This is a genomic window from Thermomonospora sp. CIF 1 (assembly GCF_001896795.1).
In the GTDB taxonomy this organism is placed as follows: Bacteria; Actinomycetota; Actinomycetes; order Streptosporangiales; family Streptosporangiaceae; genus Thermomonospora; species Thermomonospora curvata.
The window spans coordinates 233,017-251,383 of sequence record NZ_MOYN02000018.1; the positions used below are offsets into that span (position 1 = coordinate 233,017).

General features: G+C 74.3%; 15 protein-coding genes. 9 read left to right on the forward strand and 6 right to left on the reverse strand.

The features are described from left to right. Positions 1-2 precede the first annotated feature (2 nt). A complete protein-coding gene (locus tag BUE48_RS11800; protein WP_012852728.1) occupies positions 3-1,013 on the reverse strand; it encodes an AAA family ATPase in 1,011 nt (336 codons plus the stop codon). 138 nt (positions 1,014-1,151) lie between these two features. Here BUE48_RS11800 and BUE48_RS11805 point away from each other — a divergent pair, with 138 nt between their 5' ends. Together BUE48_RS11805 and BUE48_RS11810 are read left to right on the forward strand one after the other, a co-directional pair. Continuing rightward, the gene (locus BUE48_RS11805; RefSeq protein WP_012852729.1) at positions 1,152-1,880 is read left to right on the forward strand and encodes a hypothetical protein; all 729 of its coding nucleotides are present in this window, start codon (positions 1,152-1,154) and stop codon (positions 1,878-1,880) included. 48 nt (positions 1,881-1,928) lie between these two features. After that, on the forward strand, positions 1,929-2,561 hold the full coding sequence (locus BUE48_RS11810) for a LysE family translocator (protein WP_286989799.1): 633 nt from the start codon (positions 1,929-1,931) through the stop codon (positions 2,559-2,561). A gap of 511 nt (positions 2,562-3,072) precedes the next feature. On the opposite strand, the gene BUE48_RS11815 is transcribed toward BUE48_RS11810, so the two are convergent. Next, positions 3,073-3,738, reverse strand: coding sequence for a phosphatase PAP2 family protein (locus BUE48_RS11815; RefSeq protein ID WP_012852731.1), 666 nt, complete (start codon positions 3,736-3,738; stop codon positions 3,073-3,075). A 785-nt stretch (positions 3,739-4,523) separates the two neighbouring features. Here BUE48_RS11815 and BUE48_RS11820 point away from each other — a divergent pair. Both BUE48_RS11820 and BUE48_RS11825 read left to right on the forward strand, forming a co-directional pair. Further along, positions 4,524-5,540: a tyrosine-type recombinase/integrase gene (locus BUE48_RS11820; protein ID WP_012852732.1), complete on the forward strand. Its 1,017-nt coding sequence runs from the start codon at positions 4,524-4,526 to the stop codon at positions 5,538-5,540. A 298-nt stretch (positions 5,541-5,838) separates the two neighbouring features. Beyond that, positions 5,839-6,900, forward strand: a complete 1,062-nt coding sequence (locus tag BUE48_RS11825; RefSeq protein WP_012852733.1) for a tyrosine-type recombinase/integrase — start codon at positions 5,839-5,841, stop codon at positions 6,898-6,900. Positions 6,901-6,943: 43 nt separating this feature from the next. Here the strand turns inward: BUE48_RS11825 and BUE48_RS11830 are convergent, their stop codons facing one another. Further along, on the reverse strand, positions 6,944-8,017 hold the full coding sequence (locus BUE48_RS11830; RefSeq protein ID WP_012852734.1) for an aminotransferase class V-fold PLP-dependent enzyme: 1,074 nt from the start codon (positions 8,015-8,017) through the stop codon (positions 6,944-6,946). Positions 8,018-8,101: 84 nt separating this feature from the next. Here BUE48_RS11830 and BUE48_RS11835 point away from each other — a divergent pair, with 84 nt between their 5' ends. After that, on the forward strand, positions 8,102-9,031 hold the full coding sequence (locus BUE48_RS11835) for a LysR family transcriptional regulator (RefSeq protein WP_286989800.1): 930 nt from the start codon (positions 8,102-8,104) through the stop codon (positions 9,029-9,031). 412 nt (positions 9,032-9,443) lie between these two features. Here the strand turns inward: BUE48_RS11835 and BUE48_RS11840 are convergent, their stop codons facing one another. The 3 genes from BUE48_RS11840 to BUE48_RS11850 all read right to left on the reverse strand — a co-directional run bounded on the left by BUE48_RS11840 (position 9,444) and on the right by BUE48_RS11850 (position 12,018). Continuing rightward, positions 9,444-10,475, reverse strand: a complete 1,032-nt coding sequence (locus BUE48_RS11840; protein WP_286989801.1) for a hypothetical protein — start codon at positions 10,473-10,475, stop codon at positions 9,444-9,446. Between the two features lie 127 nt (positions 10,476-10,602). Continuing rightward, entirely contained in the window at positions 10,603-10,884 is a 282-nt protein-coding gene (locus BUE48_RS11845) for a hypothetical protein (RefSeq protein WP_012852737.1), read from the reverse strand. Between the two features lie 96 nt (positions 10,885-10,980). Next, a complete protein-coding gene (locus BUE48_RS11850) occupies positions 10,981-12,018 on the reverse strand; it encodes a tyrosine-type recombinase/integrase (RefSeq protein ID WP_012852738.1) in 1,038 nt (345 codons plus the stop codon). A gap of 620 nt (positions 12,019-12,638) precedes the next feature. Here BUE48_RS11850 and BUE48_RS11855 point away from each other — a divergent pair. The 4 genes from BUE48_RS11855 (at position 12,639) to BUE48_RS11870 (ending at position 18,341) form a co-directional block, all read left to right on the forward strand. Next, on the forward strand, positions 12,639-13,841 hold the full coding sequence (locus BUE48_RS11855; protein WP_012852739.1) for a coiled-coil domain-containing protein: 1,203 nt from the start codon (positions 12,639-12,641) through the stop codon (positions 13,839-13,841). Between the two features lie 32 nt (positions 13,842-13,873). Continuing rightward, complete coding sequence (locus tag BUE48_RS11860) at positions 13,874-14,821, forward strand: pseudouridine-5'-phosphate glycosidase (RefSeq protein ID WP_012852740.1); 948 nt, start codon at positions 13,874-13,876, stop codon at positions 14,819-14,821. A 288-nt stretch (positions 14,822-15,109) separates the two neighbouring features. Continuing rightward, a complete protein-coding gene (locus tag BUE48_RS11865) occupies positions 15,110-15,898 on the forward strand; it encodes a hypothetical protein (protein WP_286989802.1) in 789 nt (262 codons plus the stop codon). Between the two features lie 79 nt (positions 15,899-15,977). Next, positions 15,978-18,341, forward strand: a complete 2,364-nt coding sequence (locus BUE48_RS11870) for a hypothetical protein (RefSeq protein WP_286989803.1) — start codon at positions 15,978-15,980, stop codon at positions 18,339-18,341. Positions 18,342-18,367: the final 26 nt, after the last annotated feature.

Below are 18,367 nucleotides of genomic sequence, written 5' to 3' on the forward strand. Positions count from 1 at the left end.
CGTCACGCCGGGACGGTGTGGTCGTGGTTCCACACCACCCGGGGCGGGGGGACGGCGGCCAGGATCTGATCGATGACCTCGCCGGGATCCACTCCGTCGGCCAGCGCATCGAAGGTCAGCACGATCCGGTGGGCCATCACATCGGGGGCGACGGCGCGCACGTCATCGGGCAGCACGAAGTCACGGCCGTGCAGCAACGCCAGGGCCCGCGCGGCGGCCACCAGCCCCAGCGTGGCCCGCGGGCTGGCCCCGATGTCGATGACCTGCCGCAGATCCGGCAGGTGGTAGTGGGCCGGTTCCCGGGTGGCCATGACCAGACGCACGATGTAGTCGGCGACCAGCTCATGCACCGACACCTGCGCGGCGGTCTGCTGCAGGGCGATCAGCCGTTGCGGGTCCAGGACCTGCTCGGCCTGCGGCGGCTCCACGCTCATGCGCTGCAGGATCTGCATCTCCTCGTGCGCCGCCGGATACGAGACGTTGACCTTCATCAAGAACCGGTCCCGCTGCGCCTCCGGCAGCGGATAGACCCCTTCGGACTCGATCGGGTTCTGCGTGGCGATCACCAAAAACGGCTTGGGCAGCGGAAAGGTCCGCCCGGCCAGCGACACCTGCCGCTCGGCCATGACCTCCAGCAGCGCCGACTGCACCTTGGCCGGGGCCCGGTTGATCTCATCGGCCAGCACGAAATTGACAAAGACCGGGCCCAGCTCCACATCGAACTGCTCGGTGGAGGGGTGGTAGATGCGGGTGCCGACGATGTCGGAGGGCACCAGGTCGGGAGTGAACTGCAGGCGGGCGAACGTCCCCCCCACCACCTGGGCCAGCGTGCCCACCGCCAGTGTCTTGGCGACACCGGGAACCCCCTCCAGCAGGCAGTGGCCCTTGGCCAGCAACGCCACCACCATGCGTTCGACCATGTGCTCTTGACCGACGATCACCTTCTTGATCTCAGCGACGGTGCGTTGCAGCAGCGCTGCTGCCTGGTCGATGTCATGAGCGGCCACGGTCATAGGGCTTGGACCTCAAAGTGCGTCGTCGTCGGGCCGGTGCGCCCGGCCGGCTTCCTTGGTCGACTGTATGTGATCTCTTCTACCCGCTGCGCGCCGCACGACGGAGGAAACCGTCACGGGTGCTTTAGTGTGACGGGTATGTCAAGGCCGCTGCCGTCCGATGATCCAGCGCAGCTGGGGCCGTTCCGCCTGTCGGCGCGGCTGCTGGAGACCCCTGCCGGGATCGTGTTCCTGGGCGAAGACGACCAGGGCCGGCAGGCCACCGTGGCGGTGCTGCGCCAGGGCGCGGCCGATGATGCGGCCGCACGCGACCGGTTCAAGGCGGCGATCCTGGCCGCGGTCCCCGGCGGCCCGGACGCCGATGGGGGAGCGCCCATCGTGGCGGCCCAGCCGGAAGGCCCCACCCCGTGGGTGGCGGTGCGCTATGAGCCGGGCGCATCCGGCGGCCCCCGCCCGGCCGGGGCCGAACGGTTCTTGGAACCGGTGGCGCTGACGGGCAGGCGGCGCCGCGGGCCGGGGTTCGTGCCGTATTGGGCCGGCAGGGGAGGCCCCGCCGCCGCCCAGGCGGCCCCGCCCGCCCCCCGGGCGCCCGCGCCGTCGGGGCCGCGGCGGCTGGCGGCGGCCGTGCTGGCACTGGCGGTGCTGCTGGCCTTGCTGACGCTGCTGATGCTCATGCTGTTCGCCTGCCGCCCGCAGGTGACCGCCCCGCCCCCGGACCCGCCTGCGGACACCATGCCTTCCTCCCAGACACCCTCTCCCTCCCCGACGCCCTCATCCCCCTCGCCCACCTCACCGGCCCCGACCTCGCCCTCGCCGGGGGAGCCGGGCGGCACCGGCGGCCCGGGCGGCATCGGCGGGGACCTGTAGACGGCAGGGGGATTGCCCCGGCCCGTCCCTGCCGGTGACGATGGGGCAATGGTGGAGGCTTTGGTCGCCTTCTGCGGCGCGGCGCTGCTGGTGTCGATGGCCCCCGGCCCCAGCACCGTGGTGATCATGCGGGAGTCGGCGCTGGGGGGACGGGCGGCGGGCATTGCGGCCCTGGCCGGCAACGAGGCCGGAATGCTGGGATGGGCCCTGGTCGCGGCCGCGGGCCTGTCGGCGCTGCTGGCGGTGTCCGAACTGGCCTACGACGTTCTGCGCGTCACCGGGGCGGCGGTGCTGGTGTGGCTGGGCGCGCAGACCCTCTGGCGGGCCCGCCGCCCGCCCGCCCCCGGCGGTGACCGTCTTCCGGCCGCCACGTCGCAACGCCGGTTGTGGCGCAGCTTCCGCACCGGAGTGGTGACCGCGGCGGCCAACCCCAAGGCCGGGGTGTTCGTGGTGTCCTTCCTGCCGCAGTTCATCCCCCCGGGGGCGCCGGTGCCGGCGATGCTGCCGGCCTTGGCGCTGCTGTGGGTGGCGATCGATGTGATCTGGTATCTCGGGATGGTGTGGCTGGTGGGGACGCTGCGCCCGCTGGTGACCCGGCCGCAGGTTCAGCGGCGGCTGGAACAGGCCTGTGGGGCGCTGCTCGTTGGACTGGGCGCACGCCTGGCAGCGGAATCCCGCTGAAATACACCACCCCGGCATAAGCCGCATGAAGAGGAGAGAAGCCGGGCGGTGCGGTACCGACCCTCTCGGCGCACCCTACGCCCGCGGCCACCACCGTGGCCGGCGAACAACCCGGCCCACGCCACCCCACGGGCCACAACCGCCGGCGCCCCACCTGGCCCGCTCCCCATGCGGCCGGCGGGGGAGAGGCAGCCTCGGGCACACCCCTTCACCGGTTCGCAGGCGAAAACTCAGCGGATAAACCGGGATGGACCCTCCTCACGATGCGGACAGCGGTGAATCGACCAGCGGCGCGATCCCGCTACGGCGGCAGCACACCGGCCGCCGAGACCACCTCGCCCAAGCACCGCCCCCCGGCATCGACACCGCCTGCAGACACTGCATCTGAACGCACCGACGAAACCAAACGGCGCAGACCCCGCCGACCCTGCTGACACACAAGCGGCGGCCCGCCCCGAAAGACGAGCCGCCGCCTGCCATAGCCCGCAGCTACAACGCCACGGCGCCGGCCTTACACGCCCCTGCCCTCACGTCCGACGCCCACTGCGGCCCTCTCCGGCCCCGGCGCCGCCGCACCGGCAGGGCCCCCCAAAAACGGGCCGGTCACCGGCAGCTCCCGCAAACGCACCACCAGCGCCGCCACCAGCGGCGCCAACGCCAGCGCCAAAGCGGCCGCCACCACCGAACCGAGCAGGAACCCGGCCATCACATCGTGCGGGTAGTGCACCCCCACGAACACCCGCGAGAACGCCATCACCGCCGCCAGCGGCAGCACCAGCGGCGCCATCGCCCGCCAGGCCACCACGATCGCCATCGCCGAGGCCGCCGCGATCGTCGAATGGTTGCTGGGGAAGGACCAGTCGCCCACCGCCGGGCACTCGGCGATGTTCATCGCCCCCGCCACCGCCCGGCACGGCCGCTCCTGCTCGATCAGGCTCTTGGACACCTCACTGACCAGGTAGGCGGCCACCGTCACCACCGGCGCCAGCAACGCCAGCGCCATCGCCCGCTCCGGCCGGCTGCGCGCCCGCCACCAGCAGGCCACAAACAGCGCCGCAAACAGCAGCAGCCCCGCGTCGGTGCCGACCTCGGCGACCGTGTGCAGCCACGAGGGCGTACCGTACGCGAACTCGGTGATGCTGCGATACCACTCCGCGCTGAACTCCGGCGCCTGCATGCTCTCCTCAAACCTTGGACCCTGCCCCTCACGCCCCGCGTGAAGGCTATGTACGGCTGTAGATCGTTCACCAGATACACGAAGTTCACATGCCATTCACCCGAAGAGGGCATGATCACATCCCTGCCCGGACGCCGGCGGCCCAAGAACCCGCCCACCACCGCGATGACGGAAAGCGATGAGATGGATGCCGCGGGCATGCGAAGGCGGGCGCACCCGCCGGCGGCCACAGCCACGCTACGGCAAATCCCGCCAGGGCGCCGCCCATTCCGGCCACCGCGCGGCGGCGGGTCCGGGCACATGCCCGTCGTCACGCTGAGCGACCCTTCGGCCACCGGCGCACCGAGGGAACGCCACCCGCACCCGCCGCCGCGGGATACCGCCGCCGCGACGGCGGGGGAGAGGCCGGCCGGGCCGGCATCCTGGCCGCCCTTCGACGTCCGGACGGCCCGGCGCAGGGGAGAGTGGCCGGCCGGGGCGGCTTTCAGGAAGCAAACCATGGCGCCCCCGGCCTTGGGAGGCGCTTGATCTCCGCCCGCTGAGGCCGTGCCCGCCTCATCGCCAAGACGCAAGACCGCCCGGGCGGCGCCGCCTGCACCGGCCGGCCTGGAAGCCCTTCAGACGCTTCCCGAACACCGCGCGTCCACCGGCCACAGGCGGCCATCACCTCGTGCGGGGAGAGGCCGCCGCGAAAGGATGACCCCGCCGGGGGCGCGGCGCCCCTGCGGGGAAGCGGAACCTGAATCCAGGATAATATGTATTATCCCGGATAAGGAGGGGGGAGCGTGGACGGACCGACCCTGCAGGACCTGGCCGAACGCTGGCTGGACCACAAACGCGCCTCCGGCCGCGGCATGTCCGACAACACCGAAGCCGCCTACCGCGCCGACCTCAACGCCTGGGGACGCGCCCTGGCCGACCACCACGCCATCGACACCCCCGACCAGACCCGGCCGCTGGAGGCCCTGCACACCGGCCACCTGACCGCCGAAGCGCTCACCGCGGCCGCCGCGTCCTTTTACCGCGAAGGCAAGACCGCCGCCACCCGCAGCCGCCGCATCTCGGCCCTGCGCGGCTGGTGCGCCTGGCTGGTGCGCACCGGCCACCTGACCGCCGACCCCACCACCGACCTGGAAACCCCCCGCCTGCCGCGACGCCTGCCGGTGGCGCTCACCGACGCCCAGCTGGCCGCGATCGTGCAGGCCGCCTCCACCCCCTGGCAGGGCGCCCGCGCCCAATGGGTGCGGCTGGACCGCGCGCTGCTGGCCCTCTTCGCCGGGGCCGGCGCCCGCACCGGCGAAGTCGTGGCCCTGCGCGTGGGCGATGTGATCTGCGAAGAGGACGGCGGCGGGCTGCTGCGGCTGCGCGGCAAGGGCGGCGCGCACCGCAACGTCCCCCTCCACGCCGACGCCATGCAGCCGGTCACCGACTACCTGGACGAACGGCGGGCCCTGCTGGGCCCCTTCGACGCCGAGGATCCGCTGCTGGTCGCCCGCAACGGCAAGGCGATCACCACCGGGATGATCGAATACCGGGTCGACCAGTGGTTCCGCCGCGCCGCGGTGCGGCGTCCCGAAGGGGAACTCGCCCATGTCTTCCGCCACACCTACGCGGTCGGGGTGCTGCAGAACGGGGCGTCGCTCAATGAGCTGCAGGCCGTGCTCGGCCACCAGAACCTGGCGACGACCAGCATCTACACCAAGGTCGCCGCCGAAGGCCTCAAGGACGTCGCCCGCGTGGCCCCGGTGCTGCGGCACCTGCGCGCCACCCGTCCCGCCCCGACGAGCGCGCCACCGGGGTGAACGCCGCCGCTTGCGGCGGATCCGCAGAAGGCCGCGAAACGAGTCCGCATGACCGCGTGCGTCCCGGCCGGGATGCGACGCCGGAAGGCCCGGCCGCCGTGAGGGGTGCCCGCGCACGCCGGCGGCGTGCAGGCCGGGTGCAGAGCCCGGCCGTCCCCCGGGGCGGGCGGGAGACGCGAAAACTCTTAAACCCTACAGAATCCATCTTCTGTAGGGTTACGGGGAAGGTCTGCCCGCATGCCCGGCGGCCCGCCCGCATCCGGTGGTTTTGTCGGCGCAGGCCGTTACGGTGTGGGGCATGCGGCCCGCCGAGTTCGAACCCATCTGCGTGCAAGAGGCCGTCGACCGTTATGTGGAGATGGTCCGGGCCAAGGCGCTGACCGGGCAGTTCTCCCCCGCCACCGCCGAGGTGTACTGCCGTGACATGGCGGTCTTCGCCGAGCTGGCCGGCCCCGGCCGGCTGCTGGACGATCTGGACGGCGCCGATGTGGACGCGGTGCTGCTGGCCTTCGCCCGCCGCCCTGATGGCCGGCGCCGCCGCCACGATCCCCCACCGGCGGGCCGGGCACTGCAAAGCGCCGCCTCACAGGCGCGTTTCCGCAGGTCGGTGTCGGTGTTCTTCCGGTATGCGGCCACCGCCGGGTGGGTGCGGCTGGACCCGATGCGGGCGGTGACGGTCATGCCCCGCCAGCGGGGTGGGCTGCGCGCCGAGCGGCGGGCGCTGACCGCCGAACAGGCCGGCGGGCTGGTGCAGGCGGCGCGGCGGCTGGCCGAATGCGGCCCGGCCGAGGCCCGCACCGGCCGGGCGGCGCGGCGGGACCAGCGCACCGAGATACGCGACGGGCTGGTGGTGCTGCTGCTGGCGACGGTGGGCCCGCGGGTGTCGGAGCTGACCGGCGCCAACGTGGAGGACTTCTTCGTCAACGACGGCCGGTGGTATTGGCGGATCTTCGGCAAGGGCGGCCGGACGCGCGACGTTCCGCTGCCGGAGGCGGTCGCGCGGGTGCTGCAGGCCTACCTGGAGCGGGGCCGTCCGCTGCTGGACCGGGGCGTCGAACCCAAGGCGCTGCTGCTGTCGTGGCGGGGGCGGCGGCTGGCGCGCGGTGATGTGCAGGCGGTGATCGACCGGGTGCTGGCGCGGGTGGAGCCGTCGCGGCGGCGGGCGGTGACCCCGCACGGGCTGCGGCACACGACGGCGACGCACCTGCTGGCGGCCGCCACGGACATGGACGCGGTGCGGCGGGTGCTGGGGCATGCGGATCTGGCGACGCTGAGCCGGTACCGCGATGAGCTTCCCGGGGAGCTGGAGGCGGCGATGCGGGTGCATCCCCTGTTGAAAGATCAGGCGCCCGGCGGGTGAGGGCGCCTCCCCCCTCCCCCGCCGCCCCGGCCGGTGGGGGCGTTCACCGGCCGGGGCCGTCCAGCAGGGCGGTGAGGGCTTCCACGGCGCGGTCGACATCGTCGGCGGTGGTCGACAGGTGGAAGGAGCAGCGCAGCCGGCCGTCGCGGACGGCGGCGATGACGCCGCGTTCCCGCAACGCCTCGGCGGTGCCGGCGGGGGCCGGCAGGGACACGATGGCCGAATCCCCCTCCGGCAGGCCCAGGGCGGTGCGGAAGCGGTTGGCCATGGCCAGGTTGTGGCGGTGGATGGCGGGCACGCCGACCTCGTTGAGCAGTTCCAGGGCGGGGGCCAGGCCCACCCAGCACTGCCAGGCCGGTGACAGGTCCAGGCGGCGGGCGTCGCCGGCCAGGCGCAGGGGCGGGCCGTAGAGGGAGTCCCAGATGTCGGCGCCGGCGTACCAGCCGGCGCCGATCGGCGGCAGCTCGGCCAGGGCCTGGGGGGTGCCGGCCAGGAAGCAGGTGCCGCGGGGGCCCAGCAGCCATTTGTAGGCCGAGCAGACCAGCAGGTCGGCGCGGTGTGCCGGCAGCGGCAGCCAGCCGGCGGCCTGGGAGATGTCCAGCAGCAGGCGGGCGTCGTGGGCGCGGGCGGCCTGGGAGAGGTCCTCCAGGGGGGCGATGCGGCCGTCGGCGGATTGGACGGCGGAGACCGCCACCAGGTCGACGGTGGAGTCGATGGCCTCGGGCAGGTGTTCCAGCGGCACGGCGCGGACGGTCAGGGCGGGGCGGGCCAGGAAGGGGAACAGCAGGGAGGTGAAGTCCTCTTCGGCGACCAGCACGGTGGCGCCTTCGGGCAGGGCGGCGGCGACCAGGCCGACGAAGTAGGAGGCCTGGGAGCCGATGGCCACGCAGGAGGGCGGCAGGCCGATCAGGTGGGCGAAGGCGGTGCGGCAGCGGGCGGCGGCCTCGTCCATGGCGGGTATTTCCAGCAGGCCTGCGGCGCGGTCGTGTTCGCTGTCGAGCATGGCCTGGTGGGCGCGGCGGGGCGGCAGGCCGTAGGAGGCGGTGTTGAGGTAGGCCACCGTGGCGGTGAATTCGGCTTGGGCGGCGGCCAGGGCGGGATGGGTGGTGTCGGACATGGTTCGATCCTGGGGTCTCCCTCACCCATGAGGCAAATGATTGTTTTCTGGGTTTTTCATTAACTTCGTTGATAGGTTGGTGGGGTGCTGGATCTGCATCGCGCCCGGATTTTGCGTGAGGTGGCCCGGCTGGGCTCGATGACGGCCGCCGCGCAGGCGCTGTCGTACACCCAGCCGGCGATCTCCCATCACATCGCCCGCCTGGAAAGCGAGGTCGGCACGCCGCTGCTGGTCCGGCACGGCCGGGGGGTGCGGTTGACGGAGGCCGGGCGGGTGCTGGTGGAGTGCACCGAGGAGGTGCTGGCGCGGCTGGCCGACGCCGAGGAGCATCTGGCGGCGATCGCGGGGCTGCGGGCCGGGCGGGTGCGGGTGGCGGTGTTCCCGACGGCGGCCGGGGCGCTGCTGCCGGATGCGCTGGCGGCGCTGCGGCGGCGGGCGCCGGGGGTGGGGGTTTGGCTGCTGGAGGCCGAGCCGCCGCAGGCGCTGGCGGCGCTGCGGTCCGGGGATGTGGATGTGGCGGTGGTGTTCTCCCATGCGGGCGGGCACGGGCAGGACGGGGCGGAGGAGGAGGGCCGCTGGCGGCAGGTGGTGCTGCTGAGCGAGCCGCTGCACCTGGCGCTGCCCGCCGGGCATCCCCTGGCCGATGCGCGGGAGGTGCGCCTGGCGGATCTGGCCGATCAGGCGTGGGCGGCGGGCTGTGAGCGGTGTCGGCGGCATCTGGTGCACACGTGCCGGCGGGCCGGGTTCGACCCGCGCATCGCGTTCGCCACCGACGACTATGTGGCGGTGCAGCGGCTGGTCGGCCTCGGCCTGGCGATCAGTGCGCTGCCGGCGTTGGCGTTCTGGTTGCACCGCGACCCTGGGGTGCGGGTACGGGCGTTGCCGGAGCTGGGAGAGCGGCAGGTGGTCGCGCTGCTGCCCGAGGGGGCGCGTCCCCCGGCGGTGACGGCGCTGCTGGAGGAGCTGACGGCGGCGGCCGCCCGGCTGGGCGAGCAGGTGAACCGGGGGCTCTAGAACACGGCCTGGGTTTTTGGGGTCCGGTGCGTTCTCTCGGACGGGCCGGTTGTCGGCCCGGCCGGGGGCGGCCTTGGGGGCGGGTCTGCTCGCCGGTCCACCGCCGGTGGGCCTCCCCTGCGGGCCGGAAGCCCACGGCCGCGCCGGTTTGGGAGCAGGACGCTTCCGGTCCGCCGGGTCGGACGCATCGGTGGCCCGCAGGTGGCCTCGCTCCATGCCGGCGGCTCCAGCGCTTCCCGGAAGGGCGCGCTCGGCTCGTCCGCCTTGGCCGCCGGTTCGTGGCGGCGGGCACAAGACGCTGCGCAAGGTGTGCCGCCGGTCGAAGACACCGGGAGCGCGCACGCCCCGGTGGGCGAGCCCGGCGGATCGGGTGGTCGGTGCCTCGGCGGCCTTGCCGGTGAGACGGCCGGTTTCAGCCGCCGCTTTCCTCACCCGCCGTGCCTGCGGCGGGGGGTGGGAGTGCGGGCCTGTGCGCTGCGGCCGGCGGGTGTTTCGGGTCGGGCTCTGCGGTGACCGCCTGCGGGCCCGGCGCAGCGGCCACGCCGAGCGTCTCCAGGGCGACCTGCTGGACCAGCTGCCTGATCCGCTCCCGCAGCATGGTCTTCAACGCCGCTTTCAGCGGTTCCCGTACCAGCTCCCCCATCACCGTCTCCACCGCCCGCTGTGCCGTGGAGGCCAGCAGGGCGCGCGCCGCGGCGGCCGCCGGGTGGGCGGCCGCGGCCTGCAGCGCATCGTGCGCGGCATCGGCCGCAGGCCGTCCGGTCAGGTCGGCGGCCACGTCGTCGGCCACGGACACGGCCAGATCCGCCACCGCCGCCGCCAGCGGGAACGCGCTGCTGGAGGTGACTGCGCGGCGGGCGCGCAAGGTCGCCTCCAGCGCCGCCCGGCGGGTGGCGTCGGCCAGCGTCTCGGTGACCGCCTCGGCGATCACCTGCCGGCCGGTGCTGAAGACGGCTTCGACGGCGGCGTCCACGGCGGCCTCCAGCACCGGCTCTGCCAGCGCATCGGCAAGGCGCCGGGCGGCCTGCACGGCGGGTGCGTTGCGCGTCGCCCACTTGTGGGCCGCTTGTGCGGTCGCCCGCGACAGGGGATGCCGGGCGGCCCGCTGCACGAGCTGCGCGGTCAGCGGGTGGGTGGCCGCGGCGCCCGCCAGGGCGGCCGCCGCGGCGGCGGCCTCCCAGGCGGTGCCGGTGAGGGGATGGGCCGAGGCCGCCTGGCGGGCCTCCCGGGCCGCTTTGCGGGCGGTCTGGACGGCCACCTGGCGGGCCGCCTCCATGGCCGCCTGTTCCACCGCCTCCATCAGGGGCGTTCCGGCCATGCGCTGCAGGATCCGCTCGGCGGCCCGTTCGGCGGCCTGCCGGCTCATCTGCCGCAGCGGCCTGCCGCCTTGTCCCGCTTGCGCGTGCTCGTGGTCCGGATCACTGGTGAGTGGTGGTTCGTCCACGCCCGCCCCGCCTTCCCCCGTGCCAGGTGGATTTCACGATAACCCGGCCGGGCCGGCACCGAACCTCCTCTGTGCGTGCGGCCTGCCGGGCGGGGTCTGGGCCTGCCCGCCGCCGGCGGGGCGCCGGTCAGCTGACGGGCATGGCCTCCCTGGCCGGCTGGCCCATGAGCTGCCTTTCCTCCTGGCCTTCTTCGCCCCACTGCTCTTCCAGGCGCATGGCCGTGCCCAGCGCAAAGAAGGTCGGGGCCCACTGGCCGATGAAGATGCCCCACCGGTCGGCCCGGTCCAGCCCGGCGCTTTCGACGTTCTTGGAGGTGAACCAGCTGGCCACCGACAGCGCGATCGACCCGAACCCGGCCGCGTACATCATGTTGGACGACAGGCCCATCTTCCGCAGCATCTTGATCATCGGTTGTCCCCCGAAAGTCGTGGTGTGCGACTTACCGCCCGCATCCTGCCCCCACAGCGCCCCGGCTAACCCCGGTGGCGCATCAAGGGGGGACGCTCAGGGGGCGTATGGTGCGTCCGTGGGGAAGGGCAGCCGGTCGACTGCGCCGCGGCGGCGGCGTTCGGGACGGCGGTCATAGCGGGCGGTGGTGGCCGGGGAGGCATGTCCCACCAGCTGCTGGGCGGTGACCAGGTCCACTCCGGCATCCAGCAGGTTCCCGATGAAGGTGCGGCGGAAGTCGTGGGGGGTCATCGGCGGCAGGTTCGCCTGGCGGCGGCGTTTGACCACCACGTTGCGGACCGCCGCGTCGCTCATCGCCCGCTGCTGGATGGCCCCTGAACGGTGCACCGGTGTGAAGAGCGGGCCCGTGGGGCGGTCCTGCAGCGCCAGCCAGGCGCCCAGCAGCTGCGCCGCCTGTGGATGCACATATTCCAGGCGTTCTTTGTCGCCCTTGCCGATGATGCGCAGTGACCGCTCCCCCGGGTCGTAGTGCTCCCGGCGCAGTGTGCTGATCTCTGAGCGGCGCGCCCCGGTGGTGTACAGCACGGCCAGCAGGGCCGCGTCCCGCCGCCCGGCCGGTGTCGGGTCGGCCCGGCAGACCTGCAGCAGGGCGGCGAATTCCTCGGCGTGCACGCTGCGGCCGGCCGGCAGGCGCGTGCCGGGGAAGTTGCGCACCGCGGTGGCCCGGCGGTGCTCTTCGGTGCTCATCAACCCCAGCCGCCAGGCTGTTTGCAGCACTCCCCGCAGCGCCGACAGGTGCTTGTTGCGGTAGGCCGGCGACCAGGGCCGTGGGCCTTCGGGGCCGTGCGTGGTCTGCTGGGCGATCAGGGCGCGGATGGCCTCGGTGTGCTCGGCCCGCAGCGCCGCCCAGGGGAAGGTTTCGGCCGGGGCCGGCCCGGGGTCCTGTCCGTGGGCCGTCAGCAGCATCGCCGCGATGCGGTGCAGGCAGGCGGCCATCGCCCGTTGTGAGCCCGGGCTGTTGAGGGAGGCCAGGTAGACCGCGAACGGGCCGGCGGCCGCATCGGGGCTGTGCGGCAGGGGCGGGAGGGGTGTCGTCTCAACGTGCCGCGGCGGGAGCGGGACGATGCGGGACATGGCGGCAATCTACCGCCGCCGGTGCCGCCCCAAGGGGCTTGTGCGCGGGGGTTTCGCGCCGCCGGCGGCCGGGTCTTGGCCGCATCGGCGCCCGCCCGCGCCGGCGGCGGTGATGCGAAAACTCCTGCGGGCCGCCTGACCGTCCGCCTGTCGGGATGCGCCGGGATCACGGTGAGCCGGCGGGCGCCGTCACCTCCTGTGAACCCGTTGCCCCCGGCACCGCGGGTCCGGCGCTCACGTGGGGTGGGAGCGCCGGGGGCGCGGTGCACATGCCGCCTGCCTGGGGGCCGTGGTGGGTGCGTCCGCTTGAGCGGCGTGTAAGGCCGGATGCGGCTTTCCCAGGGGCCCGTGCTGGGACCGGGGGTGCATGACGCCGTCCGGCAGTGCGCATGGCGGAGGTTCACGTCTCCCGGGGCAGGGGTTCTGCCCCGCCGGGGTCGTGTCCCCCTTCCAGTCTGGCTTCTGGGAATGTGCATTCCCGTAAGTTAGGTGGATCTGGTTTTCGTGTATTATTGTTTTCTGGAAACAGAAAACCAGAAAATTAAGGGCTGGGGTGCGGGCCGGTGATCCCACCGCGGGCGGCGAGCAGACCCCGGCAGGAGAAAACGAGGCGGTGCCCTGTGGCTGCTGCGACGACACCCCAGGAGGAGGGGGGAACGGCCGAGGAGACGACCCGGCCGTGCGCCTACTGCGGCCGGCCGGTGCCCCAGCGTCCCGGACGGGGACGGCCCCGCCGCTACTGCGCCGACAGCGACTGCCAGGCCCGCGCCAAGCGGGAACGCCAGCTGCGGCGCTCGGCCCCCGGCCTGGAAGGGGCCCTGGCCAGGGCCGAAGACCTGTATGAACGCATCGAGCAGGGCCTGGCTGCGGCGCTGGCGCCGCTGGCGCAGGCACTGGAGTCGGAGCTGTCCCCCCGCGGGGTCGAGGCGCAGATCAGCGCCATCCGCGCCCAGGCCCAGGCCGAGGTGGCCGCGGCGCTGGCCGGGCGGCAGGAGGCGCTTGAGCAGGCCGCGCAGGCCCGGCAGGCCGCCGCCCAGGCCGCCGAGCGGGAAAAAGCCGCACGGCAACGCGCCGAGCAGGCCGAACGGGAACGCCAAGAGGCGCTGCGGGCCGCTAAGGAGACCGTCGCGCAGGCCCACAAGGACGCGGCGGCGGCCCGGGCCGAGGCCGAGCAGACGGTGCAGGCGGTGCGGCAGGAGGCCGACGAGCAGATCCAGGCCGCCCGCCGGCAGGCCGAACGCGCCCAGCAGCAGGCCCGCAAGCAAGTCGAGCAGGCCACCGCCCGGGCAGAGGAGTTCCACCGGCAGGCCGAGCAGGCCCGCCAGGCGGCCCAAGCCGCCGAACAACGCGCCGACCAGGCCCGCCGGCAGGCCGAACGCGCCCACGAGCAAGCCGAGCAGGCCCGCCGGCAGGCGGCGCGCGCCGAAACCGAACGCGCCGCCGCCCAGGCCGCGGCCCAGGCCGCCGACCAGGCCCGGCAGCGGGCCGAACAGCAGGCCCGGGAGGAAACCGAACGGCGGGCCGCCGCACTCGCCCAGGCCCAGCAGGCCCAGGCCGCGGCGCAGCAGGCGATGCAGCAGGCCGAACACCACCGCGCCCAGGCCGCCGACGCCGAACGCCGGCTGCGGCAGCTGCGTGAGGAGCTGCAGCAGCTGCGCGCGGAACTGCGGGCCGAGCGGCTGCTGGTCGCCGAACTGGAACGCGACCGCGACCAGGCCCGCGCCGAGGCCACCGCCCAGCGTGAACGCGCAGTCGCCGCCGAACTGGCGGCCCGGGCCGGCCGCACCGGCGACCCTCCGCCGCACCGGCAGGCAGACCAGTGACAACCCGCCGCACACCCAAGGAGCCGACACCCATGCCCCAGCCGCTTGACACGCCCGCCCTCCGCCTGTCCCCGCAGGTCGCCGACGCGCTCGAACGTGGCCGGCCGGTGGTGGCGCTGGAATCGACGCTCATCGCCCACGGCCTGCCCCGGCCGGACAACCTGCACGTGGCACGAGAGCTGGAGACGCTGGTCCGCCGGGAGGGAGCGGTCCCGGCGACGATCGCGGTGCTGGACGGGACGGTGCACATCGGGCTGGAAGAAGGTGGCCTGGAACGGGTGGCCGGCCAAGAAGACCTGCGCAAACTGGGCTGCCGTGACCTGCCGGTGGCCATGGCCACCGGCGCCAGCGGCGCCACCACCGTCTCGGCCACCGCGTTCCTGGCCGCCCGCGCCGGGATCCGGGTGTTCGCCACCGGCGGGCTGGGCGGGGTGCACCGCGGCTGGGCCGACACCTGGGACGAATCCGCCGACCTGGCGCTGCTGAGCCGCACCCCTATCACGGTGGTGTGCGCCGGGGTCAAGTCGATCCTGGACGTGCCGGCCACCCTGCAACGCCTGGAGACGCTGAATGTGACGGTCGTCGGCTACCGCACCTCCACCTTCCCCGGCTTCTACCTGCACTCATCCGGGCTGCCGGTGGACTGGACGCTGCACAGCCCCCGGCAGGTGGCCCAGGTGATGCGCGCCCAGGACGCCCTGGGCGGGCCGCGGGCGGCGCTGGTGGTGGCCAACCCCGTGCCGCCGGACCGGCAGCTGGACCCCGCCCTGCACGACCGGGTCCTGGCCGGGGCGCTGGCCGAGGCCGAACGCCGGCAGATCACCGGGCAGGCCGTCACCCCGTTCCTGCTGGAGCGGCTGGTGCACGGCACCGGCGGCGCGGCGCTGCGCGCCAACGTGGCGGCGGTGCGGGCGAACGCGGCCCTGGCCGCGCAGATCGCCGTCTGCTGGGCGCAGGCAGGGGGCGGCCCCGCCGCGTGAGGGGGGCGCGGCGGGGCCTGCGGCCGGGTCGTCTCCAGGCCCGGGGGGCGGCCTGGAGCGGCTTCATTTGAGTGTGCCGGGAGGCGGCGGGGCAAAGCGACCCCGTGGCCGTCCCGGCTTTTCACATGCTGAAAGCGGCCACGGCCGCCCCGGAAAACCGGCGATAGAGCACATCCCGCCCGCAACCCCCAGATCCCGCCCGGCCCCGCCGGCGGATACGGCAGGATACCGGCAGCCGCATCCGGCGGCCGGAGAGAAAAACGGCGTCCAGGAGGGGGAGGTGCGCAGGTGAGCCGGAGACTGTTGCGACTGGGGGTCCGGCTGCATCCCGACAAGGCCGCCTTCCGCGTCCACGACCGCGGCGCCGACCCCTCCGGCCTGCAGGCCCCCGCCCCGCCCGCCGGCGGCGCCCTGGTCAGCATCGGCTATGACCAGATGTGGATCGGCAGCCTGCAAGACGACGTCGACGTCACGGTGCTGCTGGAGGAATGGGACGGCCACCCGCCCCCCGGCCGGGGCGATTGGGAACAGGAGGCCGCCGGGGAGATGTACCTGCGCGGAGCGGTCGCCATCAGCACCGCCACCGGCGAGCCGGTGCTGCACGGGGTGCGGCTGCTGGGCGGGGTGGGCCGCTACCAGATGCGCATCCGCGCCCAGCACCGCGCGGCGATCGCCCGGCTGTATGACGCTTTGCTGGACCGGTTCCGTGACGGCTTCAGCCTGCAGTTCCAGCAGGCGTTGCAGGAACTGCAGGGAGTGGAGCACTACCTGATCCAGCTGTGGCCCTCCCCGTCCTCCTCGGGGCCGCAGCGAACGGTCACCGACGCCGATCTGGCCCTGTCGGGGGCGCTCCCCCCGCCGCCGGGCCTGGAACCGCCGGACCAGACCGGCCCGTTGCCGTCCCTGCCCGAACCCCCAGCCCTTGCCGCCCGGCCCGAGGAGGGGGACGTTCCGCGCGGCGATGACGGCCAGTTCACCGAACTTCCCGCCCACGCCCCGCCCACCGGGCCCGGCGCCTCCCCAGACGACGAAACCGCCACCGCGGACCCGCCCCCCTCCCCCGGCGGCCATAAATGACCGCCTTGCATGCCCCAGGCCCGCCGGCCCGGGGGCCGCTCACCCCGCCCACCAGGCGGGCAGCCGCTACTATCGCCACGTGAGCTGGCAGGTGACCGGGCCCGGCACAGGCACCGGAACAGACGACCCCTTCGCCGCGGCCGAAACCCAGGTCCGCGCCATGGCGGCGGCGCCCTGGTGGAACACCGCCCCACCCCAGCAGCGCGCCGAAGCGATCGCCTCGCGGATGCTGACCGGCGCCGGAGAATGGTGGCTGTTCGGCGCCTGGGCCCGCTGGTACCGCTGCGGGCTGGATGGAACCTGGCAGCCCTGCCCCCCGCCCCTCGACCCCGCGGTCCGGCGCCGCACCACCACCGCGCCCCGCGGCGCCGGCAACCCCCCCATCCCACCGCAGCTGGTCCCCGCCGGTCCCGACCTGAACGCCGGACGCATCACCTCCGCCGGGTTCGTGGGGCCCCTGCCCGACCCGGCCACCGTGGCCGCCCTGCAGCAGGCCCAAATCGAGGCCCTGGGCGTCAACGTCGCCCAGTTCACCCTGGCCGACCCCACCTTCACCCCCGGCACCCCCAGCACCCTGGCCGCCGCCTGGAGCGCGCTGCTGTGGTGCGCCGGCGCACCGGTCGCCCTCGGCGACCACCCCATGATCCAGCTGTTCGCCCCCTACCTGACCACCCCGCCGGAGCGGCTGCGCTGGATGAGCCCCCCGGACTTCGGCACCCTGGTGGCGTTGTACGCCGGGCCGTTGAGCGCCGGGGACTGGAGCGGCGCCTCCTTCATCGTCCGCCTGCTGCACAAGGTCGCCATCGCGTTGCGCGGCGATGAGCGTTTCCGGCCCGGCGCCGATGCCCTGGCCGCCATCACCGCCGCCTCCCTGCCGATGGTCCAGCAGGATGCGGCCACCCTCCGCTACGGCCTGCCCGCCCTGGTCGAGCAGTGGCGGCGCCGCTGCCCGGCGGAGTTCGCCCTCCCGCTGCTGCGGGACGCCTCCCCGGGGGAGTTCTTCCGGCTGGGCCTATATGACCTGCAGCAGCTGGTCACCCGGTTGCACGGCCGCCCGCTGGACCACAACGAAGTCCGCCGCATAGCCATGGCGTTGCTGGCCGCCGACCTGCACGCCGCCCCCGCCGCCGCGCACGCCCTGCTGCCGTGGCTGGACCCCGACAGCGCCCGCACCCTGCAGGCGGTCCTCTCCGATGCCTCCCACCCCGGCCGGCAGTGGTGGCCCCACAACGGGCGGCTGCCGGAACGGCTGCGCGGGGAGGACACCGCGCTGCACGCCCTGCTGGCCACCTCCTACATCCTCGGGCTGACCTGGTGCCGCCTGGCCCAAAGCCCACCGCCGCCGACCGGGTTCGCCCTGGCCGTGGCGGCGGCCGGGGCGCTCACCGAGGCCGCCCGGCCACCGTCCACCGGGGAGCTGACCCCCTGGCAGATCATCGAGGCCGCCCGCGCGCACCTGGCCGCCAACCCCGGCCCCCTGGCCGCGCCGCCCCCACGCGACGACCCGCCCCCCGCTCAGCCCCAGCCGCACGATTCCACGCCCCCGCCCACGGTGGCCGCACCCGATCCCGCGCAGGCGGCACCCCCCACCGTGCAGGCCCCCGCCCCCGCTTCTCCGGTCGACCTTGCGCAGGTCGCCGGGGACGTCCCCATCGCCGAGGCCTACGGCATCCGTTTCGTCAGCGGCGATGAGGACATCGAACGTCTCATCACCGAGGTCCGCCGCCGCGGCAAGTGGGCCCAGCGGCTGCGCGGCCAAGAGGTCTCCAGCGCCTCGATGCCGGCGCTGCTGCTGGTCGGCGCCCCCTCCAGCGGCCAGCGCCGCCTGGGCCGGATGGTGGCGCGGGCACTGGCCGACGTCAACGTCAGCAGCGGCCAGATGCACAGCGTCCACGCCGATGAGCTGCGTCCCGGCGGCCCGCAGGCGCTGCAGGCCGCGCTCAGCCGGCACTCCGGCCACGTGCTGCTGCTGGAGGGGCTGGATGAGCTGCTGCTGGAAGAGCCGCACGGGCCGGCCTGCGCCGCCGCCTTGTACCGGGCGCGCGCCGAAGGCGTCAGCGACACCACCCTGCTGGCCACCTGCGCCCCCGACCGTCTCCAGCCGCTGTCCCAGGCCGCCCCCGAACTGATCGCCGACCTGCGGGTGGTGCACTTGCCGGACCTGTCACAGCCCCACCTGCAACGCGCCCTGCTGGCCCTGCTGGCCGGTGAACGGCGGCTGCGCCTGGATGAGACGGCCTGGCAGGTCGTCACCGCCGACCTGCCGACGCTGCGCGGCCGGGGACGCCTGACCGGGGCCCGGCTGGTGGAAACCTATCTGGAGCGCGCCGCCACCCGGCACCTGGGACGCGCCGTGGCCACCCAGGCGATCGGCAGCGCCCAGGAGCTGGTGCTGACCGCCGACGACTTCCACGGCCTGGCCGCCGAACTGTCCCCGCCCTGACCGGCCGGCCTCCCGCAGCCCCTCTT